This window comes from Micromonospora sp. IBHARD004 (genome assembly GCF_052814115.1).
The window spans coordinates 5,741,150-5,763,182 of the sequence record NZ_CP199934.1 but is presented as its reverse complement, the minus strand read 5'-3'; the positions used below and the strand labels follow the sequence as shown (position 1 = coordinate 5,763,182).

Genomic DNA, 22,033 nt, shown 5'->3' with positions numbered 1-22,033 from the left:
CCGGGGCAGCGGCCGTCGTACGGCTCGCTGCCCCGGTGCTGGCGGTGCGGTCAGGTCACGGGCGGGGGAGGGCCGCCTCGATCAGCGCCTTCTGCTCGACATCGTGCATCTTCGCCGAGCCGACCGACGGGGCGGCGGCGGCGGGGCGGGAGATGCGGCGCAGCCGGACGTCGGTCAGGTGCTCCAGCAGGTTGAGCGCGACGAACGACCAGGCGCCCTGGTTGGCCGGCTCCTCCTGGACCCAGGCGAAGTCCTCGGCGTTCGGGTACTGCGCCAGGGCGGCCCGGATCTCCTCGACGGGCAGCGGGTAGAGCTGCTCCATCCGGATGATCGCGGTGTCGGTGACGCCCCGCTCGGCGCGGGCCTGGAACAGGTCGTAGTAGACCTTGCCCGAGCAGAGCAGCACCCGCTTCACCTGCTCCGGCGCGGGGGCGGCGGTGTCCCGCAGCACCGGCTGGAAGGTGCCGGTGGTGAAGTCCTCCACCGAGGAGACGCAGAGCTTGTGCCGCAGCAGCGACTTCGGCGTGAAGACCACCAGCGGCTTGCGCTTCGACGACAGGGCCTGACGGCGCAGCAGGTGGAAGTAGTTCGCCGGGGTGGTCGGGATGGCCACCCGCATGTTGTCCTCGGCGCAGAGCTGGAGGAACCGCTCCGGGCGGCCGGAGGTGTGGTCCGGGCCCTGGCCCTCGTGGCCGTGCGGCAGCAGCAGGGTGACCGCGGAGCGCTGGCCCCACTTCACCTCGCCTGAGGAGATGAACTCGTCGATCACCGACTGGGCGCCGTTGACGAAGTCACCGAACTGGGCCTCCCAGCAGACCAGCGCGTTGACGTTCTCCACCGAGTAGCCGTACTCGAAGCCCATCGCGGCGTACTCGGAGAGCAGCGAGTCGTGCACGAAGAACCGGGACCGCTCGCCGTCGCCGGTGAGCGACTTCAGCGGCAGGTAGTCGTCGCCGGTCTCGGCGTCGACCACCGAGGCGTGCCGCTGGACGAAGGTGCCGCGGCGGGAGTCCTGCCCGGCGAGCCGGACCGTGACCCCGTCGTGCAGCAGCGCGCCGAACGCGATGATCTCGCCGTAGCCCCAGTCGATGTTGCCCTCGACGGACATCTTGGCCCGCCGGTCGAGCAGCTGCTGGATCCGCTTGTGCGGGGTGAAGCCCTCCGGCAGGTTGACGTGCGCCTCGCCGATGGCCTTGACCACGGCGGCGTCGGTCGCCGTCTCCACGAGCGGCTCCGGCTCCTGCTGCCGGGGCGGCCGGCTGAGCTGGCGCGGGGTGGTGGCGGCGTCGCGGGTGGCCTTGAAGACCCGCTCCAGCTGCGACTGGTAGTCGCGCAGCAGCTCCTCCGCGTCCTCCACGGTGATGTCACCCCGCCCGATCAGCTCCTCGGTGTAGAGCTTGCGCACCGAGCGCTTCGAGTCGATGATCTTGTACATCTGGGGGTTGGACATCGACGGGTCGTCGCCCTCGTTGTGCCCGCGCCGCCGGTAGCAGACCATGTCGATCACGACGTCCTTGTTGAACGCCTGCCGGTACTCGAAGGCCAGCCGGGCGACCCGGACCACGGCCTCGGGGTCGTCGCCGTTGACGTGGAAGATCGGCGCCTGGATCATCCGGGCCACGTCGGTGCTGTAGAGGCTGGACCGGCTGTACTCCGGGGCGGTGGTGAAGCCGACCTGGTTGTTGTGCACCACGTGCACGGTGCCGCCGGTACGGTACCCACGCAGCTGGGAGAGGTTGAGCGTCTCGGCGACCACGCCCTGACCGGCGAAGGCGGCGTCACCGTGCACCGCCAGCGGCAGCACGGTGTAGCCCTCCAGCTTGAGGTCGATCCGGTCCTGCTTGGCCCGGACGATGCCCTCCAGCACCGGGTCCACGGCCTCCAGGTGCGACGGGTTCGCCACCAGCGAGACCTTGACCGAGTGGTCGCCGCCCGGGGTGGTGAACTTGCCGTTCTGGCCGAGGTGGTACTTCACGTCGCCGGAGCCCTGCGTCGAGCGCGGGTCCAGGTGCCCCTCGAACTCCGAGAAGATCTTCTCGTACGGCTTGCCGACGATGTTGGCGAGCACGTTGAGCCGGCCGCGGTGGGCCATGCCGATGACGACCTCGTCGAGCCCGCCCTCGGCGGAGGACTCCAGGATCTCGCCGAGCAGCGGGATCAGCGACTCGCCGCCCTCCAGCGAGAACCGCTTCTGCCCGACGTACTTGGTCTGCAGGAAGGTCTCGAACGCCTCGGCGGCGTTGAGCCGGTTGAGCACGTGCTTCTGCTCGTCCGGGGCGGGCTTCTCGTACTTGCGCTCGATCCGCTCCTGGATCCAGCGCCGCTCCTCCGGGTCCTGGATGTGCATGTACTCGATGCCGACCCGGCGGCAGTACGAGTCGCGCAGCACGCCGAGGATCTCGCGCAGCTTCATCCGCTGCTTGCCGGCGAAGCCGTTGACCGGGAAGACCCGGTCCAGGTCCCACAGGGTCAGCCCGTGCTGGAGGACGTCCAGGTCGGGGTGCTTGCGGATCTTGAACTCGAGCGGGTCGGTGTCGGCCATCAGGTGACCGCGCACCCGGTACGCGTGGATCAGCTCGTGCACCCGCGCGGTCTTGTTGATCTGACCCTCGGAGTCGACGGCGACGTCGCGCACCCAGCGCACGGGCTCGTAGGGGATGCGCAGCGAGGTGAAGATCTGGTCGTAGAAGCCGCGCTCGCCGAGCAGCAGCTCGTGCATCACCTTGAGGAACTCGCCGGACTGCGCGCCCTGGATGATCCGGTGGTCGTACGTGCTGGTCAGCGTGATGATCTTGCTGACCGCCAGCTCGGCCAGGGTCGCCTCGCTCATGCCCTGGTACGGCGCCGGGTACTCCATCGCGCCGACGCCGATGATGGCGCTCTGCCCCTGCATCAGGCGCGGGATCGAGTGGACCGTGCCGATGCCGCCCGGGTTGGTCAGCGAGATCGTGGTGCCGGCGTAGTCCTCCATGGTCAGCTCGTTGCGGCGGGCGCGCCGGACCACGTCCTCGTACGCCTGCCAGAACTGCCGGAAGTCCATCTGCTCGCAGGCCTTGATGGACGGGACCACCAGGTTGCGGGAGCCGTCCGGCTTGGTCAGGTCGATGGCGATGCCCAGGTTGACGTGCTCCGGGCGGACCACGGCCGGCTTGCCGTCGACCTCGGCGAAGGAGTTGTTCATCTCCGGGTGCTCGACCAGCGCCCGGACCAGCGCGTACCCGATCAGGTGGGTGAAGCTGACCTTGCCACCGCGCCCGCGGGCGAGGTGGTTGTTGATCACGATGCGGTTGTCGACCAGCAGCTTGGCCGGGACCGCGCGCACGCTGGTCGCGGTCGGCACGGCCAGCGAGGCGTCCATGTTCTGGACGATCTTGGCGGCCACGCCCCGCAGCGGGGTGGTGCCGGCGGCGGTGGCCGTCGGCGCCTTGGCGGCCGGCTTGGCCGGGGCGGCCTTCGCGGCCGGCTTGGCGGCGGGCTTCTCGGCCGGCTTGGCCGGGACGGGAGCCGGCTTCGCGGCCGGCTTCGCGGGGGCGGGAGCCGGCTTCGCGGGGGCCGGCTGCTGGGCGACGGCGGCGACCGCCTCCTGCTGCTCGGCCGGCTCCGGCGCGGCGGCCGGCTTGGCCTGGCCGTCGGCCGGGCGCGGGGTGGCGGCGCCGGGCGCGGGTCGGTAGTCGGCGAAGAAGTCGTGCCAGGCCGAGTCGACGCTCGAGGGGTCGGCGAGGTAGCGCTGGTACATCTCCTCGACGATCCATTCGTTCGGGCCGAAACCCGCCAGTGGGTTCTCCTGCGAAGTCTGCTGGGTCGACACGGCCGGTAATCGCCTCTTTCACGCGGGTTCGTAATGTCACGCGGTGTCCGCCTGTGCCGGAATAGCGGCGCACGGAAGACGGGTCCCAGGCTACGCCGTACGAATGCCACCGGCATTCTCGCCTCCGGCTGGTGGTCCGTTTCACAGAAGATGCCAGAAGTTCGGCAGACGCTGCGTGTCCTGTCGGCTCCTGCTAGAAGCCGAACGGCCCCCGTCGGTGGACTCTCGTCACCGCCCGGGGGCCGCCGCCGTCGTACGGGTCAGGCGATGTCCCGCCGGCGCATGATCACGGTGCCGATGGCGCCGGTCACCACCGCGTACCCGATGAGCACCGCGGCGCCCACCCACTGCGGCGGGTTGCCCGGCAGCTCCGTGCCGCTGATCATCAGCGTCGACGCGGTGGACGGGACGATCACCGCCAGCTTGCTGATCCAGTCCCAATCCAGCCACTGCTGGAGCAGGAAGAAGACCAGGTTCGCCGCGGTCGTGCCGACCAGGTACAGCACCACGGCCGTGATGGTCGCGCCGATCTGGCTGCGGATCAGCACGCCGAAGCCGACCCCGAAGATCCCCCACAGCACGTACGCGAGCAGGTTGAGCAGGATCGCCCGGGTCACGTCCCACGACCCGAAGTGCGCGTCCCAGCCCTGTACGCCGAAGTAGATCAGCGTCGCCGGGATGGTCAGCAGGGTGGTGACCAGCCAGAAGAGCGCGCCGAACAGCGCGGCCGTGGCCAGCTTCGCGGCGACCACCATGGTCCGCCGCGGGGTGGTGAGGAAGGTCGTCGTCGCGGTCTGGTGGTAGAACTCGTTGGTCACCACGATGATGCCGAGCAGCAGCACGAAGAGCAGCCCGAAGTACTGCCCCGAGGTGAAGAGGTTCGCCGCCTGGTAGACCTCGTTGGCGGTGGCCCGGATCTGCTCGGCCTGCTCCGCCGGCACCCCCTCCAGGTCCTGCCCGCCGGAGAGGTTGATGTCGGCGTTCACCGCGTTCACCAGGAACGCCAGCACCAGGGTGACCAGCGCACCGATGCCGAAGAGCCACCAGGTGTTGGTGGTACGGATCTTGAGCAGCTCGGATCGGACCAGGTTCATCGGATGTCCGCCTTTCCGGCCGTCAGTTCGAGGAAGACCCCTTCGAGGTCGGGGCGTTCGGTGGTCAGCTCGTGCAGCTCCACCTTGGCGGCCAGGGCGATCCGGCCCACGGTGGGCGCGTCCACCCCGGCGACCAGCAGCGCGCCGTGCTCGTCGGTCTCCACCGTGGCGGCCTGCTCGCGCAGCGCCGTGGTCAGCTCGTCCGCCTGCGGGGTACGGACCCGCACCCGGGCGCCGTGCGCCATCGAACCGATCACCTGGTCCACCGGCCCCTGCCGGATCAGCCGGCCGGCCGCGATGATCACCACGTCGTCGGCGAGCAGCTGCATCTCCGACAGCAGGTGGCTGGAGACCAGCACCGTCCGGCCCTGGGTGGCCAGCCCCTTGAGGAAGCCGCGCATCCACCGGATGCCCTCCGGGTCGAGGCCGTTCGCCGGCTCGTCCAGGATCAGCACGTGCGGGTCGCCGAGCATCGCGGCCGCGATGCCGAGCCGCTGCTTCATGCCCAGCGAGTAGCCCTTGAACTTGCGCTTCGCGGCCGGGGTGAGCCCGACCAGGGCGAGCGCCTCGTCGGCCCGCTGGCGGGGCAGTCCCGCCGCCGCGCAGATCACCCGCAGGTGGTTGATCCCGGTGCGGCCCTTGTGCGCGCTGGAGGCCTCCAGCACCGCGCCGACCGAGCGCAGCGGGTCGGTCAGGTCGGCGTACCGCCGGCCGCCGATGGTCGCCGTGCCGGCCGTCGGGGCGACCAGGTTCAGCAGCATGCGCAGGGTGGTCGTCTTGCCGGCGCCGTTCGGGCCGAGGAAGCCGGTCACCCGCCCCGGTTCGACGGTGAAGGACAGGTCGTCCACCGCCCGGACGTTCTTGTACTGCTTGGTCAGTCCGGACACCACGATCTGGCCGGTCCCGGCGCTGGGGCTCCACTGCCCGTCGGACATCGTTCTCCTCTCCTGCCACGACGCGCGGGCGCGCCGGTGGGACGCCGTCGCGGAGGGCGCCGGGCCCAGCCTGGCAAGGCGGCGCAAGCGGGTCAATCAGGCGCTGTCCGTAGGCATGTCTCCCCCTTGGGCAGGAGGTGATCATCCCCAGGGAGGAGGCGTCAGGCGGGCGGCAGCGCGATCCAGGTCGCCCGGGCGTGGCCGAGCAGGCCGCCGTCCGGGCCGTAGAGGCTGGAGTGCACCTCCGCCTTGCGCCCCTCGGCGCCGACCATCGCCCCGGTCACCACGCACTCGTCGCCCGGCGCGGGCAGGGCGTCGACCACCACGGCGATCCGGCCGAGGACGTACGGGCGGCCCGGCGCGATCACCGCCCAGCCGCCGGGGCAGTCCAGCGCGGCCCAGACCGTCGCCGGGACCACCTGCTCCGGCGCGTGGAACGGCGCCGCGGTCCGCCCGTCCGGCAGCCGGCCGGGGAAGATCCGCAGCCCGTCCGGGTTCGCCGGCCCGCAGACGTAGCAGCCAGGGAACGGGTGGTCCACCAGGCCGGGGTACGTCCGGGCGGCGGTCGCCGCGGTCGCCGGGTCCACCGGGGGCACCACGGCGGGGAACGGCTCGACCCGGCGCACCTGCGCGACGACCTGGCCGTCCGGGTCGCGGATCTCCCCGTCGACCGCGACGAGCGGGGTCTCCAGCGGCGGCGGTCGGCGCAGCGTGACCTCCACCGGGCCGCGGTCGTCGAGCGCCGCCGCGAAGACCCCTGCGCTCCAGCCGCCGTTGCCGGAGCCGGGCGGGCCGTTGAAGCGCGACTCGATGATCATGTGCGTCCTCCGGGCTGGTCCGGGCTCCGGCCGCGTCGCCGGACTCCGCCCCGGCAGCCTCGCACGCCGCCTCCGGCCCCGCCGCACCGGTCGACGCCGGCCCGGCACCCCGTGACAGCCGGCTCGGCGGGGGTCAGCCGCAGGTGAGCGGGCGGACCCGGGCGCCGGTTGGCGTTCACCCGATCGACACCCCTCACCCCCGTAGCCGGCAACCCGAGGCCCTTACACAGATACCCATGGCCGTTCTGCACGCCGCTGGCGCACCCCTCACGACCAGCGGATACACCCTGCTGATCGCCGACGACCCCACCCTGGTCGCGGCCGCCCAACGTCTGCGCCACCAGGTGTTCGCCACCGAGCTCGGGGCGACCCTCCATCCGGGCGCCGCCGGGCTGGACACCGACGAGTTCGACGCCCACTGCGACCACCTGGTCGTGCTGCGGGAGAGCACCGGCGAGGTGGTCGGGACCTACCGGCTGCTGCCGCCCGGTCGCACCGACCGCCGGTACGCCGAGGGCGAGTTCGATCTCGCCGCGCTCGACCCGCTCCGCGACGACCTGGTCGAGGCCGGCCGGTCCTGCGTACACCCGGACCACCGGTCCGGCGCGGTGATCAACCTGATGTGGGCCGGCATCACCCGGTACCTGCACCTGCGCGGGTCGCGCTGGCTCGGCGGCTGCGCCTCGGTGCCGGTGGCCGACGGCGGGACTGCCGCCGCCGAGGTGTGGGCCCAGGTCAGCGCCCGGCACCTGGCGCCGCCGCCGCTGCGGGTCCGCCCGCTGCGCCCGTGGTCCGCCGAGGCGCCGGTCGCGGTGGACCCGGCGAGCCTGCCGCCGGCCGAGCGTCGCGCCCTGGTCCCGCCGCTGCTGCGCGGGTACCTCCGGCTCGGCGCCTGGGTCTGCGGGGAGCCGGCGTACGACCCGGACTTCGGGGTCGCCGACTTCTACGTGCTCTTCTCGCTGGACCGGATGAACCCCCGCTACCTGCGGCACTTCCTCGGCGGGGAGCAGCGGTGACCGCCGACGACCTCTGGCGGCCCGCCGCCGGCTGCGGCCCGGACTGCCTGCCGGCCGCGGTCGATCCGGCCGTGTCGACCCTGCGGCGGGCGGGCCGGCTGGTGGGCGTACTCGGCATGCTCCTGCTCGGGGTCGGTCTGGCCGGCCTGCTCCCGGTGCTGCCCGGCCGGGAGCGCGACGCGGCGGTGCGCGGCTGGGCCCGGGGGACGCTGCGGGCCCTCGGCATCCGGCTGGTGGTCCGGGGCCGGCTGCCGCGCCGGCGGGCCCTGCTGGTCGCCAACCACGTCTCCTGGCTGGACGTGCTGGCGGTGCTCGCCGTGGCGCCGGCCCGGATGCTGGCGAAGCGGGAGGTGCGGGCCTGGCCGCTGGTGGGCCAGCTCGCCGCCGCGGCCGGCACGGTCTTCGTGGACCGGGCCCGCCCCCGCGAGCTGCCGGCCACGGTGGGCCGGGTCGCCGCCGCGCTGCGCGCCGGTCGTCCGGTCGCGGTCTTCCCCGAGGGGACCACCTGGTGCGGCGAGGCGGCCGGCTGCCGGCCGGGCCGGGGGTTCCGGCCGGCCATGTTCCAGGCGGCGGTGGACGCCGGGGTGCCGGTGGTGCCGCTGCGGATCGGCTACCGGTACGCCGCGACCGGCACGCCGACGACGGCGGCGGCCTTCCTCGGCGACGAGACCCTCTGGGAATCGGTACGCCGGGTACTGGCGGCCCGCGACCTGACCCTGTCGGTGGCGGTGACCGCGGCGCTGTACGCGGCCGTGGACGCGGACCGTCGGCTGCTGGCCCGGGCTGCCGAGTCGGCGGTGCACCTGGTCCCCGCCGCCCGGCGTCCGGCCCCGCCGGTGCCCGTGGGGGAGCTGGACCTGGCGGCCTGACGGATCCCCGACTCGCGGCAGTCTTGATACGTCGCGATGTATCGCGTTAGTCTCTCCTCGTCGCTCGACGTGCCGACCGGTACGTCACCGAGGGGAGGACACGATGGCCAGCTGGACGGTCGACAGCCCGCAGCGGATCACCCTGGACGAGCCGGTCACCCGGCTCGACGTACGCCTGATCACCGGCCGGCTGAACGTGGTCGGCACCGACGGCCCGGCCCGGGTCGACGTCACCCGGGTCAGCCGGCGGCCGGTCGTCGTGGAGCACCGGGACGGCCGGCTGCACGTCGGCCACGAGCGGATCCCGCGCTGGCCGGGGATCCTCTGGTGGCTCGGTCAGCTCGGTCGCCGGTTCCGGGCCGAGGTCTCCATCGCCGTACCGGCCGACGTGCTGGCCGACCTGCGCCTGATCGACGGCTCGCTGGTCGCCTCCGGCCTGCGCCGGGAGACCCAGGTGGACGTCACCTCCGGGCAGATCACCCTGATGGGGCTCCGCGGCCGGACCGCCGCGAAGATCATCTCCGGTCCGGTGGAAGCGCTCGGGGTGGCCGGTGACCTGACCCTGGAGACCGTCTCCGGCGAGGTGATCCTCGCCGACAGCGCCGCCGGGCGGGTGCACGCGAACACCGTGTCCGGGGCGATCACCTGCGACCTGGACAACCCGCGGCGCAGCGAGATCCGGCTCAGCACCATCTCCGGCAGCGTCACCGTCCGCGTCCGCGAGGACAGCGACCTCGCCGTCCACCTGCACACCACCTCCGGCCGGATCACCAGCGGCTTCCCCCAGGTGCGCGGCGACGCCGGGCTCGGCGCGACCAGGGACAGCCACGGCGTCCTCGGCGCGGGCGAGGGTAAGCTCTGGGCCTCCGCGACGTCGGGCAGCATCGCGCTGCTGGCCCGACCGGTCGAGGAGACCGACGAGGCCGACGAGGAGGAGCTGCCGTGACCGCCGTGTTCAGTCACGGGCGGCTCCGGCTCTACCTGCTCAAGCTGCTCGACGACGGCCCCCGGCACGGCTACGAGCTGATCCGGCTGCTGGAGGACCGCTTCCTCGGCCTGTACGCGCCCAGCGCCGGCACCATCTACCCCCGGCTGCAACGGCTGGAGGTCGAGGGCCTGGTCACCCACACCGCCGCGGGCGGCCGCAAGGTCTACGAGATCACCGACGCGGGCCGGGCGGAGCTGCGGCAGCGCGCCGGCGAGCTGGCCACCCTGGAATCGGACATCACCGCCTCCGTCGAGGACCTCTCCGCGCTGGCCGGCGAGATCCAGACCGAGGTACGCGGCTCGGTGCGCGACCTCAAGCGCGAGCTGCGCGAGGCGACCCGGCAGACCCGGCAGGGTCGGGCGGTCCGGTGGGAGCCGCCGCCGGCCCGGCCCGCCACCACCGGCGCCCCGCCGGCCGCCGAGTCGCCCCTGCTCGCCGAGTTCGACCAGCGGCTCGCCGAGTTCACCGTCGAGGTCGGCGCGCTGGTCCGGGCCGGCCGGCTCAGCGACAGCAAGCTGCGGACCGCGATCCGGGTGCTCGACGGGGCGCTGGACGGGCTGCGCCGGCTGCTCCGCTGACGGCCGCCCCCGGCCCGCCGGGTCGGGCGCCAGGCTCACAGGTTGTTTCCAGGAACCGCCCAGCCGAGCCGCAGCGAGAGCGCGGATGATGGGCCACATGGTGGCTACCCAGACCGAGGCCCGACTGCTCGTCGTCGAGGACGATCCCAACATCCTCGAACTGCTCTCCGCGAGCCTGCGGTTCGCGGGCTTCGACGTGGCCACCGCGACCAGCGGCAGCGCGGCGCTGCACGCCGCCAAGGACCACCGGCCCGACCTGGTGGTGCTCGACGTGATGCTGCCCGACCTGGACGGCTTCGAGGTCATCCGGATGCTCCGCGAGGGCGGCACGCGTACCCCGGTGGTCTTCCTGACCGCGCGGGACGCCACCGACGACAAGATCCGCGGGCTGACCCTGGGCGGGGACGACTACGTCACCAAGCCGTTCAGCCTGGAGGAGCTGACCGCCCGGATCCGGGCCGTGCTGCGGCGTACCGCCACCGGGGAGCATGCCCCGTCCCGGCTCACCTTCGCCGACCTGGAGCTGGACGAGGAGACCCACGAGGTGCACCGCGCCGGTCAGCGGGTGCAGCTCTCGCCGACCGAGTTCAAGCTGCTGCGCTACCTCATGCTCAACGCCAACCGGGTGCTCTCCAAGGCGCAGATCCTCGACCACGTCTGGAACTACGACTTCCGGGGCGACGACAACATCGTCGAGTCCTACATCTCGTACCTGCGGCGCAAGGTCGACAACACCCAGCCCCGGCTGATCCACACCCTGCGCGGGGTGGGCTACGTGCTGCGCAAGCCGGCGGCGTGAACGCGCTCGAGCAGGCGAAGGGACGGCTGCGCAGCGTCTCGCTCCGCGTCAAGCTGGTCACCTCGGTGCTGGCCCTGGTGGCCGCCGCCCTGGTCGTGATCAGCGCACTCACCACCTACTTCCTCCGGGACTACCTGATCGCCCAGGTGGACGAACAACTCCGCGGCGACACCTCGAGCGTCGCCCGGGCGCTGGACCAGGCCGGCGGAGGGCGGCTCCTGGTCAACATCCCCTCCGACTACGTGGCCGCACAGGCCACCCCTGCCGACGGCGTGCAGGAACCCTCGCGCTACTCAGGGATGAGCACCGAAGAGCTGCCGCGCTTTCCCGTGGACTATGCCGGCTACCAGGCGCGGGTGGGTGAGCCGTTCACCGTGCGTTCCGAGGACGGCCGCACCCGCTGGCGGATGCTCTACACCGACCTCGGCAACGGCCGGATCATCGCCTTCGGACAGCACCTCACCGACGTCGACCTGGCCGTCAAGCGCCTGATCTGGATCGACCTGCTGGTCGGCGGGGCGGTGATGATCATCCTGGCCTCGGTCGGCGCGGCGATCGTCCGGACCAGCCTCAAGCCCCTCGTCGAGATCGAACGGACCGCCGCGGCCATCGCCGGCGGCGACCTGACCCGGCGGGTGCCCGACCCCGAGGAGGGGCGGCCCTGCCCGACCTCCGAGCTGGGTCGGCTCTCTCGGGCGCTGAACGCGATGCTCGCCCAGATCGAGGCGGCCTTCACCGCCCGCGCCGCCTCCGAGGCGGCGGCCCGCAGCGCCGAGGTCAGCGCCCGGGACGCCGCGGCGGCGGCGCAGGCCTCCGAGGCCCGGGCCCGCCGCTCCGAGGAGCGGATGCGGCAGTTCGTCGCGGACGCCTCGCACGAGCTGCGCACCCCGCTGACCACCATCCGGGGCTTCGCCGAGCTGTACCGGCAGGGCGCGGCCCGCGACCCCGAGCAGACCGCCGGCCTGCTGCGCCGGATCGAGGACGAGGCGGCCCGGATGGGGCTGCTGGTGGAGGACCTGCTGCTGCTCGCCCGGCTGGACCGGGAACGACCGATCACCCTGGCGCCGGTCGAGCTGCCGGTGCTGGCCAGCGACGCGGTGCAGGCGGCCCGGGCGGTCGCCCCGGACCGGCGGACCGAGCTGGACATCGAACCGGGCGCCGGCCCGCTGGTGGTGTACGGCGACGACGCCCGGCTGCGACAGGTGATCGGCAACCTGATGACCAACGCGCTCAGCCACACGCCGCCGGACGCCTCGGTGACCCTGCGGCTGCGGGCCGAGCCGGGCAACCTGGCCGTGGTGGAGGTCGCGGACACCGGTCCGGGGCTCACCCCCGAGCAGGCCGAGCGGGTCTTCGAGCGGTTCTACCGGGCCGACGCGGCGCGTACCCGGCGGGCCGGTGGGACCACCAGCACCGGGCTCGGGCTGGCCATCGTCGCGGCGCTCGTCGGGGCCCACCACGGCACCGTGGAGGTGGCCGAGACGCCCGGCGGCGGGGCGACCTTCCGGGTCAAGCTGCCGCTGTTGCCGGAGACCACGGACCCGTCCGACTGACTTTCAGAAAACATTCAGGCACGTTCCAGGCTGATCGCAGAGCCAGGGGAGAAGGTGGTCCCATGACCGAGTACGAGACCGACCCGCAGCGGTCGCCGGCTCCCGCCGACGCCGAGCCGTCGCACCCCACCGCCGAGCTGTCCCGCGTCGAGCACGGGCAGTCCGACTCCACCACCCCGGCCGCCGCGCCGGTTCCGGCCGACTCCCCGGCCGCCGGAACTCCCGCCGCCCCGGAGCCCACGCCCACCGCCGCCACCGAGGCCGGCCGGCCGGAGACGCCGGCCGCCGCCGGGCCGTACGCGCCGCCGACGGCGACCCCGTCCGCCCCGCCGTACCCGGTCTCCGGCCAGCCGCAGCCGGGCACCCCCTGGTACGGCGGGCAGCAGCAGACCGGCTGGGCCTCCTCCGGGGCGCACCAGGGCGGGCCGGGCTACCCGCCGCACGCCGGCGGGGCGGTCCCGCCGTACCAGGGGCACCAGGCCTACCAGCCGCACCACCCGGGCCAGCCGCACCACCCCGGCCAGCCGGTCCCGTCGTGGGGCCCGGCGCCGGTGGCCCGGCCCAGCCGGGCGGGCAAGTTCGTCGGCGCGGGCGCGCTGGTGCTCGCGCTGATGTTCGGCTCCGGCGTGGCCGGCGGCGCCCTCGCCCTCGCCGTCGACGGCGACTCCGGCGTCACCCGCACCTACTCGGCGGCCCCCGTGCTCAACAGCGCGGACCTGCCGAAGATCGCCGCCGCCGTCCAGGACAGCGTGGTCTCGATCATCACGGACAACGGTGAGGGCTCCGGGGTGATCCTCAGCGCCGACGGTTACGTGCTGACCAACAACCACGTGGTCGCCTCCGCCAGCGGCGACACGGTGAAGGTGGTCTTCGCCGACGGCAAGACCGCGCAGGCGAAGATCGTCGGCACCGACCCGAAGACCGACCTCGCGGTGGTCAAGGCCAGCGGCGTGAGCGACCTCAAGGCGGCCAGGTTCGGCGACAGCGACGGGATGCAGGTCGGCGACCAGGTGCTCGCCCTGGGCAGCCCGCTCGGCCTCCAGGGCTCGGTCACCGCGGGCATCCTAAGCGCCCGGGACCGCACCATCCAGGCCGGCGGCGAGGGCCAGCAGCAGGACCCGCAGCAGGCCGCCAGCTCGATCTCCGGCCTGCTCCAGACCGACGCCCCGATCAACCCGGGCAACTCCGGTGGCGCGCTGGTCAACACCCGGGGCGAGGTGATCGGCATCAACACCGCGATCGCCACCGCCGGGCAGGGCAGCAACGGCAACATCGGCGTCGGCTTCGCCATCCCGAGCAACAAGGCCAAGGACGTCGCCGCGAAGCTCCAGCGCGGCGAGAAGGTCAGCCACCCCTCGCTCGGGGTCAGCGTCAACGCCGCCGAGGACGGCGGGGCGCTGGTCGCCGCCGTCACCCCCGGCAGCGCCGCCGAGAAGGCCGGGCTCCAGCGGGGCGACGTGATCACCAAGTTCGGCGACAAGGTGATCAACGACTCCAACGACCTGGTCGGCGCGGTCCAGTCCGGCAAGGTGGGCGACCGGGTCGAGGTGCAGTTCAAGCGGAACGGATCGGCGCAGACGGCAACCGTGACGCTCGCCGAGACGTCATAACGGGTACGGACTTTCCTCCGCCAGGCGGCGGGTGACGGAGCCAAGGGGGTTGGCTCCGTCGCCCGCCGCCTTTTCCGTCCCCGCTCACCCGCACCGGGTGAGCCCGGCTCACCCCGCGCGACGGCATCCTCGACGGACGGGAACCGTACGGGGAGGGGACTCATGACCACCGCAGCCGCCGTCCGCACCGATCCGGAGATCCAGCGGGACGTGCTCGACGAGCTCGACTGGGACGCCCAGACGCAGCCCACCGAGATCGGCGTGACGGTCTCCGCGGGCGTGGTCACGCTCACCGGCTGGGTGGACAGCTACGCCCGCCGCTGGGCGGCCGAGCGCTGCGCGCACCGGGTACGCGGCGTCCGGGCGGTCGCCAGCGAGATCGAGGTACGCCTGCCCGGCACCGAGGAGCGCACCGACGCGGAGATCGCCATCGCGGCCGGCCGGGCGCTGGAGTGGGACAGTTTCGTGCCCGCCGAACGGCTGGACGTCACCGTCGCCAACGGCTGGGTGATGCTCCGCGGCGAGGTGGAGTACGGCTTCCAGCGGCGTACCGCCGAGCGCGAGCTGCGCCGGCTGCGCGGCGTACGCGGGCTCACCAACCTGGTCGAGGTCCGTCCGCCCACCCCGCCCAGTGACGAGCAGACCCGCCGGGACCTGCAGCGGGTGCTGATCCGGCGGACCGGCACGGAACGCGTCGAGATCCAGGTCAGCGGGGACACCGTGGTGCTGTCCGGGGTGGTCCGCTCCTGGTGGCAGCGGGACGAGGCGGAACGGGCGGCCTGGTCGACCCCCGGCGTCCGGGAGGTGCACGACCGGCTCGTGGTGGCCGGCTGAGGCCGGGTCGCCGTTTGCCGCCGTCGGCACCGGGAAAGTGCCGTCGATCACGTTCTTCGGGGACCAGCGGGGGAGGACTCGTGGCCGTGACACACCTGCCGTCGGAGCGCTCGCGCGCGCGACCACTGCGGATCGCGATGGTGGCGCCGCCGTGGCTGACGTTGCCGCCGCCCGGCTACGGCGGCCTGGAACACGTGGTGGCCGGGCTGGTGGACGGCCTCGTCGGGGAGGGTCACGCGGTCACCCTGTTCGGCGCCGGCGCGGAGCACGGCACCGCCGCCGAGTTCGTCTCCACCGGGCCCGACCTCCAGTACGAGCGGCTCGGCGAGGCGCTGCCCGAGCTGGCGCACCTGGCCCGGGTCAACAGCCTGATCTCCGCCGCGGACTTCGACGTGGTCCACGACCACACCACCATCGGCCCGCTGATCGCCAGCCACCGGGCGGTGCCCACCGTGGCGACCGTGCACGGCAACCCGGTGGGGGAGTACGGCGACGTGCTCAGCGACACCGACCGCGGCGTCGGTCTGGTGGCCATCTCGCACGCCCAGCGTCGGGCCAATCCGGGGCTGCCCTGGGCGGGCACGGTGCACAACGCCATGCCGGCACGGGACGTCCCGTGCAAGCGGACCCCCGGTCGCGGGCCGGTGCTCTGGCTGGCCCGGTTCAGCCCGGACAAGGGCCCTGAGGTGGCGATCCGGGCCTGCCGGGCGGCCGGCCTGCCGCTCACCCTGGCCGGCAAGTGCAACGAGCCGGCCGAGCGGCGCTACCTCCAGCAGGTGGTCGAGCCGCTGCTGGACGAGGACGTCAACGTGGTGCTGAACGGCGACCGGCAGACCATCCTGCGGCTGCTGCTCGACGCCCGCTGCCTGATCATGCCGATCCAGTGGGACGAGCCGTTCGGCATGGTGATGCTGGAGGCGATGGCGACCGGCACGCCGGTGGTGGCGCTGCGCCGGGGCGCGGTGCCGGAGCTGGTCCGCCCCGGCCTGACCGGGCTGGTCTGCGACCGGGCCGACGAGCTGCCGGCGGCGCTGCGCGAGTCGTCCCGCCTGGACCCGGCCGACTGCGTGGCGCACGTCGCGGAGAACTTCTCCCTGGAGCGGATGGCCCGCGGCTACGAGGCGGTGTACCGGAGTTTTCTGGCGAGCGGAGTCGTCGGGCCCGAGGCGCGGGAGCCGGTCCGGGTCGCGGCCCGCTGACGGGTCAGGTGCGCGCCGCGGCCAGCCCGGCGGCTGCGGCGTCGAGCTGCTGGCCGCCTGCGCTTGGGAGCGCGATCAGGTTGCAGGAACGTGTCCGGCCTGTCAACGGCTGTCCGTTCCGTGGTCGCGCTCCGCCACGTCGGCGCGGCCCACGGTGACGGCGCGCGGCGGGCGGCCGGCTCCGACGGGCCCACTTCGAGCCCCGTGCCAGGATGAACGTCATGAGTGGCGGTCCGGTGGCGTTCGTGCTCGGCGGCGGGGGAGTGCTCGGCGCGGTCGAGGTGGGCATGCTCCGGGCCCTGTTCCGGGCCCGGATCCGGCCGGACATCGTGCTGGGCACCTCGATCGGGGCGGTCAACGGCGCCCTGGTCGCGGCCGATCCGTCCGAGGCCGTCACCGACCGGCTGGTCCGGCTCTGGGCCTCCCCGGAGGCCAGCGAGGTGTACGGCGACTCGGTCGCCCGGCAGCTGCGCCGCTTCGCCGCGCGGACCCATCTGCACTCGCCCCGGCCGCTGCGTCGGCTGCTGGAGAGCGAGCTGGGCGAGGAGACCACCTTCGCCGACCTGACGGTGCCGTTTCGCTGCTGCGCGGCGAACATCGAGCGGGCCGCCGAGCACTGGTTCCACACCGGACCGCTGGTGCCCGCCGTGCTCGCCTCCGCCTCGGTGCCCGGGCTGCTGCCGCCCACCCAGATCGACGGCCAGCACTACATCGACGGCGGAATCGTGAACTCGATCCCGATCGGGGAGGCCGTCGCCGTCGGCGCCACGCGGATCTTCGTGCTCCAGGTGGGACGGATCGAGCGGGAGCTGGCCCCGCCGCGGCGGCCCTGGGAGATCGCCCAGGTCGCCTTCGAGGTCGCCCGCCGGCACCGGTTCGCCCGGGAGTTGGCAGCCCTGCCCGACGGGGTGGAGGTGCACGTGCTGCCCACCGGCGGCGGGAGCCCGCGCGACGACAGTCCGTGGGCGTACCGGGACGTGGCCGCGGTGGGGCGGCGGATCAGCCGGGCGTACACCGCATCCCGGCATTATCTGGCCCAGCTGGACCGCTGATGCCGTTGCCGCCCCGGTGGGTACGCCGGTTGCTGGTGGCCCCCGGCGTGGTGCTGCTGGCCGTGGCCGTGGTGACCACGCTGCCGGTCTGGGCGCTGCTCGCGCTGGCCGCCTCCCCGCTGGTGCCCGGCCGGCTGCGGCCGCTGCGTCTGCTCTGGATCGGCACGGTCTACCTGGTCTGGGACGCGGCCGCGCTGCTCGCCCTCTTCGTCCTCTGGCTGGCCTCCGGCTTCGGCGCCCGCAAGCGGTCGCCGGCCTTCCAGCGGGCGCACTACGTGCTGGCCGGGCACTTCCTGCGGGTGCTGTTCTGGCAGGCCCGCTGGACGCTGCGGCTGAGCATCGACGTGGTCGGTACGGACCCGGACACCGCGCTGCCCGGCCGGCCGGAGCTGGTGCTCTGCCGGCACGCCGGGCCGGGGGACTCGTTCATCCTGATCCACGCGCTGGTGAACTGGTTCCACCGGGAGCCCCGGATCGTGCTCAAGGAGAGCCTGCAGTGGGACCCGGCGATCGACGTCCTGCTCAACCGGCTGCCGAACCGCTTCATCGCGCCCGGGCCGGACGGCCGGGACCGGGTCGTGACCCAGATCGGCCACCTGGCCACCGGGCTGGACGACGACGACGCGTTCGTGATCTTCCCCGAGGGCGGCAACTTCACCCCGAGCCGGCGGCTGCGGGCCATCGCCCGGCTCCGGGCGCTCGGCCTGGAACGGATGGCGCTGCGCGCGGAGCGGATGCAGCACGTGCTCGCCCCGCAGCCGGGCGGGCTGCTCGCCGCGCTGGACACCGCCCCGGACGCCGGGGTCATCTTCGTGGCACACACCGGGCTGGACCGCATGCTCACCGTCACCGACGTGTGGCGGGAGCTGCCGATGGACAAGCGGATCGTGATGCGGTTCTGGTCGGTCCCGCCCGAGGAGGTCCCCGTCGACCGCCAGGAACGCATCGACTGGCTCTTCGACTGGTGGGCCCGGATCGACCGGTGGATCGCGGACCACCGGGACGATGCCACCACCTGACCCCGACGGGTTCGGGATACCGCCGATCGGCAGGAATTCCACGTAGGGTGCGCTGGTGGAGCAGATCTGCGTGGTGACGACGGTGGTGGACGCGCGCGGGGTCGCCGACGTGCTGGCGGCCGCGGCCGTCGCGGGCCGGTTGGCGGCGTGCGCCCAGGTCGGCGGGCAGGTGGACAGCACCTACTGGTGGCAGTCGGCGATCCAGACCACCGCCGAGTGGACGGTGCAGTTCAAGACCGCCCCGGACCGGGTGACCGCCCTGGTCGACCAGCTCCGCGCCAACCACCCGTACGAGGTGCCGGAGATCCTGGTGACCCGGGTGGAGAGCGGCAACCCGGACTACACGGCCTGGGTGCACGAGCACACCCGCCCCTAGGTACTCCTACTCTGGGCGGCCGGCCGTCCGGGCCCGATGCTGTCCGGGTGGAGAACACCGGCTATCCCTGCCCCGGCTGTGGCGCGCCCGCCGACCTCGCCGCCGGGTGCCCCGGCTGCGGTCGCCCGCCGTACCCGCCCGCCGCCGAGGTGGTCCGGCTGGACCGGGAGATCGCCGCGCTGACCCCGGAGGTCGACCGGGCCCGGGTGGCGTACCAGGACCTGCTGGCCCGGCTGGGCGCGGCCCGCCAGCGCCGGACGGAGCTGGCCGCCCGGATCCGCCTGGAGATCCCGCCGCCGCAGCCCCGCCCGGTGCGACCCGTCCCGGTCCCGCCGTCGCCGGCCGGGGCCGGGCCCGGCCGGCCGGAGACCTCGACCCGGACCGTGCAGGGCCTGCTCTTCGTCCTCGGTGGACTCCTCCTCGGCACCGCGGCGATCGTCTTCACCGCGGTCGCCTGGGCGGCCGTCGGGGTGGCCGGCCGGGCGTTGATCCTGGCCGGGGTCACCGTGCTCGCGCTGGCCGTGCCGCTGGTCGCGAACCGGCGTGGGCTGCGCGGCACGGCCGAGACGTTCGCCGCCGTGGGACTGGTGCTGGTGCTCCTCGACGGGTACGCCGCCTGGACGGTGGACCTGTTCGGCGTGGCCGGCTGGCCGGGGACCCGGTACGCAGCGCTGGTCGGGGGGATCGGCGCGGCGGTGGCGGCCGGGTACGCCCGGCTGAGCCGGCTGACCGTGCCGTGGTTCGCGGCGCTGCTGGCCGCGCAGCCGGTGCTGCCGCTGGCCGCGGCGGCGGCCCGGCCGTCCGCCGCCGGGTGGGCGCTGGTCTGCACCGGGGTGGCGCTGGGCGACCTCGTGGTGGTGGTCGCCCTCCGTCCCCGGGTCGCGCCTGCGGCCGGACCGGTGGCGGGCGCTCCGGCGGTGGTTGCCGGGCGGGTGCTCGGCTGGCTCGGCCACGGGGTCGCGCTCACCGTGGCGGCCGGCTGCGCGCTGGTGCCGCTGGCCCGGGGCCGGGCGGCCGGTACCCCGCTGCTGGCCGGCGGCCCGCTGCTGCTGGTGGCGCTCGCCCTGCTCGGCGGGGCGCTGGCGGCGGGCGGCCGGACGTACCGGCTGATCGCGGCCGGGCTGCTGGTGCCGGTGTTCGCCACCGCGCTGCTCCGGCCGGTGGCCGAGCTGCGTCCGGGGCTGCTGCTGGTCGCGGCCGGGTCGGTGGTGGCCGTACTGGCCGGGGCGGTCCGGGCGCTGCCGGCGCGGCTGCGTACCGGGCCACGGGTGGGTGCGCTGGTGGTGGCCGCCGGGCTGGCGCAGGTGGCCACGGTGGCGACGGTGGTGCTCGCGGGCGGTGCCGTTCTCCGGTCGCTGCCGCCGTGGCGGGGCGCCGCCGCCGGGCCCGCGCCGGACTGGGGGTGGCAGCTGCCGGTCGCCGTGCTGCTGACCGCCGCGGCCGTGGCCCTGCTGCTGCCCCGGGCCGCCCGGCCGGTCGTCGCGGTGCTGGGCGGGGCGCTGGCCGTGCTGGCCGCCCCGGCGGCCGCGTCCACCCCGTGGCCCGTGGTGGTGGCGGTCGACCTGCTGGCGGCCACCGCGCTGCTGGTGTCCGCCGTGCTCCGGCCGCGCCGGCGGTACACGACCGTGCTCGTCCCGGCCCTCTCCGGGGCCGTCCTGTCCGGTCATGGGCTGCTGGTCGGGCTCGCCGATCCGGCCGGGGCGGGAGCGGCGCTCGCCGTCGTCGTCGCGGCCGGCGCCCTGGTGGCGGCGCGGGGCCGGCGGGGCGTGGGCGTCCAGCCGGCCGTCGGCGGGGTGGCGCTTGCCGTGGCGCTGCTCGCCGTGCCGGCGGGGGTGGCCGTCGGGCTGATCGCCGTCGGGGCGCCGCCGTGGTGGCAGCTGCGGGGGGCGTTCGCCGCCGTCGGGGTGCTGGTGGTCGTGGTCCTCGCCGTCCGCCGCCGGTGGCCGGACCTGCTCGGGTACGCCTCGACCGGGTTCGCCGCCGCGCTCGCGCCGGTCGGGGCCGCGCCGCTGGTCGTACCGGGGGACGAGCGGGTGTCGCTCTACGCCACGCTGGGCGTGCTGCTGGCGCTGGCCGTCGGCGGGGGTGCCCGGCCGGGCACCGCCCCGCGCCTGGTCGGGGCCGGACTGTCCGGGCTGGCGCTGCTCGCCGTCGCGCCGGCCACTCTGCGGGTGCTCGTCGACCTGCCGGTCCCGACCTGGTCCGGCGTGCCCGCCGTCGACCGGGTGCCGGGTGCCGCCGGCGCCGGCCTGACCCTGCTGCTGCTCGGGGCCGCCGCGGCGGCGTACGCCCGGATCGTGCGCGGCGGGCGGTGGGTGCCGGCCCTGGTCGGGCTGCCGTTCGGCGCGGCCGGGCTGCCGGTGCTGCTGGTGGCGGCCGGCGCGCCCTGGCCGGTGGCGCCGGCGGTGGCGTTCGCCGTCGGGCTGGCCGCGCTGCTGGCCGCCGCGCTCGCCGCGCCGCGCCCGCCCCTGCTGCCGGTCACGCTGCCGGTCGGGCTGGCGCTGGCCGTGCCGGGGCTGGGCGGCCTGCTCGCCACCCGGGCCGGGACGCTCGCCGGACTCGGCGCCCTGGTGGTGGTGGCGGCCGTCGTCGGCGCGGCCGGTCGGCACGCCGACACCCGGCTGGCCGGCTGGCTGTCGGGAGTGGTGGCGGCGGCCGGCTTCGCGGTGACCGCGGCGCTCGCCGGCGGCCTGCCGCTGCGTACCGCCGCCTTCGGGGTGCTGGTGGTGGCGGTGCTGGTCCTGTTCGCCGCGCCGGCCCTCGCCGGCCGCGAGGGCCGCGTCGGGGCGGTGCGGGCGACCGGGCGCGGCCCGGCGCTCGGGGTGGCGCTGGCGGCCGCCGCCCAGGCGGTCGCGCTGCTGGCGCTGCTGCTGACCGGCGGCGCGCTGCGGCACGCGGCGGCGGTCTGCGCGCTCTGGGGCGCGGCCGTGGCGCTGCGGGTGCTGCGGCGGGGCGAGTCGACCTCGTGGCGCTGGGTCCTCGCCGGCATCGCGGGCGGCAGCGAGCTGCTCGGCGGGTGGCTGCTCCTGGCCGCCGGAGGGGTGGCGGTGCTGGAGGCGTACACGGTGCCGGCGGCCGGGCTCGCCCTCGCCGCCGGCCTGGTGGCGCTGCGGACCCGGCCCGGGCTGAACAGCTGGCTGGCGCTCGGCCCGGGGCTGGCCGCGGCGCTGCTGCCCAGCCTGGTCTCGGTGCTGGTGGCGGCGGATCCGCAGCCGTGGCGGCGGCTGGCGCTCGGCGTCGTCGCGCTCGGCGCGGTGCTCGCCGGGGCGGTCCGGCGCTGGCAGGCGCCGGTCCTGCTGGGGGCGGCCACCCTCGTCCCGCTCGCGCTGCACGAGCTGGCCCGCGGCTGGGACCTGCTGCCCCGGTGGATCTACCTGGGCCTCGGCGGGCTGGCGCTGATCGCGCTCGCCGCGACCTACGAGCGGCGCCGGCGGGACCTGGCCCGGCTACGGACAGTGGTCGGACGGATGAGCTGAGGGTAGGGT

General features: G+C 74.6%; 17 protein-coding genes. 13 read left to right on the top strand and 4 right to left on the bottom strand.

Annotated elements, in window-relative coordinates; genetic code table 11:
• Positions 1-55: 55 nt before the first annotated feature.
• The 4 genes from ACTWO6_RS27995 to ACTWO6_RS27980 all read right to left on the bottom strand — a co-directional run bounded on the left by ACTWO6_RS27995 (position 56) and on the right by ACTWO6_RS27980 (position 6,655).
• A complete protein-coding gene (locus ACTWO6_RS27995) occupies positions 56-3,808 on the bottom strand; it encodes a multifunctional oxoglutarate decarboxylase/oxoglutarate dehydrogenase thiamine pyrophosphate-binding subunit/dihydrolipoyllysine-residue succinyltransferase subunit (RefSeq protein WP_446216728.1) in 3,753 nt (1,250 codons plus the stop codon).
• A 260-nt stretch (positions 3,809-4,068) separates the two neighbouring features.
• The gene (locus ACTWO6_RS27990) at positions 4,069-4,902 is read right to left on the bottom strand and encodes an ABC transporter permease (protein WP_446216727.1); all 834 of its coding nucleotides are present in this window, start codon (positions 4,900-4,902) and stop codon (positions 4,069-4,071) included.
• The gene (locus ACTWO6_RS27985; protein ID WP_446216726.1) at positions 4,899-5,837 is read right to left on the bottom strand and encodes an ABC transporter ATP-binding protein; all 939 of its coding nucleotides are present in this window, start codon (positions 5,835-5,837) and stop codon (positions 4,899-4,901) included. The genes ACTWO6_RS27990 and ACTWO6_RS27985 overlap by 4 nt, the downstream gene beginning before the upstream one ends.
• A 161-nt stretch (positions 5,838-5,998) precedes the next feature.
• Positions 5,999-6,655, bottom strand: coding sequence for a hypothetical protein (locus ACTWO6_RS27980; protein WP_446216725.1), 657 nt, complete (start codon positions 6,653-6,655; stop codon positions 5,999-6,001).
• Positions 6,656-6,891: 236 nt separating this feature from the next.
• Between ACTWO6_RS27980 and ACTWO6_RS27975 the strand changes: the two genes are divergently transcribed.
• The 13 genes from ACTWO6_RS27975 to ACTWO6_RS27915 all read left to right on the top strand — a co-directional run bounded on the left by ACTWO6_RS27975 (position 6,892) and on the right by ACTWO6_RS27915 (position 22,024).
• Entirely contained in the window at positions 6,892-7,671 is a 780-nt protein-coding gene (locus tag ACTWO6_RS27975) for a GNAT family N-acetyltransferase (RefSeq protein ID WP_446216724.1), read from the top strand.
• On the top strand, positions 7,668-8,540 hold the full coding sequence (locus ACTWO6_RS27970; protein ID WP_446216723.1) for a lysophospholipid acyltransferase family protein: 873 nt from the start codon (positions 7,668-7,670) through the stop codon (positions 8,538-8,540). The genes ACTWO6_RS27975 and ACTWO6_RS27970 overlap by 4 nt, the downstream gene beginning before the upstream one ends.
• Before the next feature lie 103 nt (positions 8,541-8,643).
• Complete coding sequence (locus ACTWO6_RS27965; protein WP_446216722.1) at positions 8,644-9,486, top strand: DUF4097 family beta strand repeat-containing protein; 843 nt, start codon at positions 8,644-8,646, stop codon at positions 9,484-9,486.
• A complete protein-coding gene (locus ACTWO6_RS27960; protein WP_446216721.1) occupies positions 9,483-10,106 on the top strand; it encodes a PadR family transcriptional regulator in 624 nt (207 codons plus the stop codon). Before ACTWO6_RS27965 ends, ACTWO6_RS27960 begins: the two co-directional genes overlap by 4 nt.
• Positions 10,107-10,203: 97 nt before the next feature.
• Positions 10,204-10,905, top strand: a complete 702-nt coding sequence (locus ACTWO6_RS27955; RefSeq protein WP_200206763.1) for a response regulator transcription factor — start codon at positions 10,204-10,206, stop codon at positions 10,903-10,905.
• Complete coding sequence (locus ACTWO6_RS27950; protein WP_446216720.1) at positions 10,902-12,458, top strand: HAMP domain-containing sensor histidine kinase; 1,557 nt, start codon at positions 10,902-10,904, stop codon at positions 12,456-12,458. Before ACTWO6_RS27955 ends, ACTWO6_RS27950 begins: the two co-directional genes overlap by 4 nt.
• Positions 12,459-12,520: 62 nt before the next feature.
• The gene (locus ACTWO6_RS27945) at positions 12,521-14,068 is read left to right on the top strand and encodes a trypsin-like peptidase domain-containing protein (RefSeq protein WP_446216719.1); all 1,548 of its coding nucleotides are present in this window, start codon (positions 12,521-12,523) and stop codon (positions 14,066-14,068) included.
• 162 nt (positions 14,069-14,230) lie between these two features.
• A complete protein-coding gene (locus ACTWO6_RS27940) occupies positions 14,231-14,902 on the top strand; it encodes a BON domain-containing protein (protein ID WP_446216718.1) in 672 nt (223 codons plus the stop codon).
• A gap of 137 nt (positions 14,903-15,039) precedes the next feature.
• Complete coding sequence (locus ACTWO6_RS27935; RefSeq protein WP_446220796.1) at positions 15,040-16,101, top strand: glycosyltransferase family 4 protein; 1,062 nt, start codon at positions 15,040-15,042, stop codon at positions 16,099-16,101.
• Between the two features lie 221 nt (positions 16,102-16,322).
• Complete coding sequence (locus ACTWO6_RS27930) at positions 16,323-17,153, top strand: patatin-like phospholipase family protein (RefSeq protein WP_446216717.1); 831 nt, start codon at positions 16,323-16,325, stop codon at positions 17,151-17,153.
• Positions 17,153-18,172 carry a 1-acyl-sn-glycerol-3-phosphate acyltransferase gene (locus ACTWO6_RS27925; protein WP_446216716.1) on the top strand — a complete coding sequence of 340 codons (1,020 nt, stop codon included), beginning with the start codon at positions 17,153-17,155 and terminating at the stop codon, positions 18,170-18,172. The genes ACTWO6_RS27930 and ACTWO6_RS27925 overlap by 1 nt, the downstream gene beginning before the upstream one ends.
• A gap of 55 nt (positions 18,173-18,227) precedes the next feature.
• The gene (cutA, locus tag ACTWO6_RS27920) at positions 18,228-18,548 is read left to right on the top strand and encodes a divalent-cation tolerance protein CutA (protein WP_446216715.1); all 321 of its coding nucleotides are present in this window, start codon (positions 18,228-18,230) and stop codon (positions 18,546-18,548) included.
• 47 nt (positions 18,549-18,595) lie between these two features.
• Positions 18,596-22,024 carry an SCO7613 C-terminal domain-containing membrane protein gene (locus ACTWO6_RS27915; RefSeq protein WP_446216714.1) on the top strand — a complete coding sequence of 1,143 codons (3,429 nt, stop codon included), beginning with the start codon at positions 18,596-18,598 and terminating at the stop codon, positions 22,022-22,024.
• The last annotated feature ends 9 nt before the right edge of the window (positions 22,025-22,033 follow it).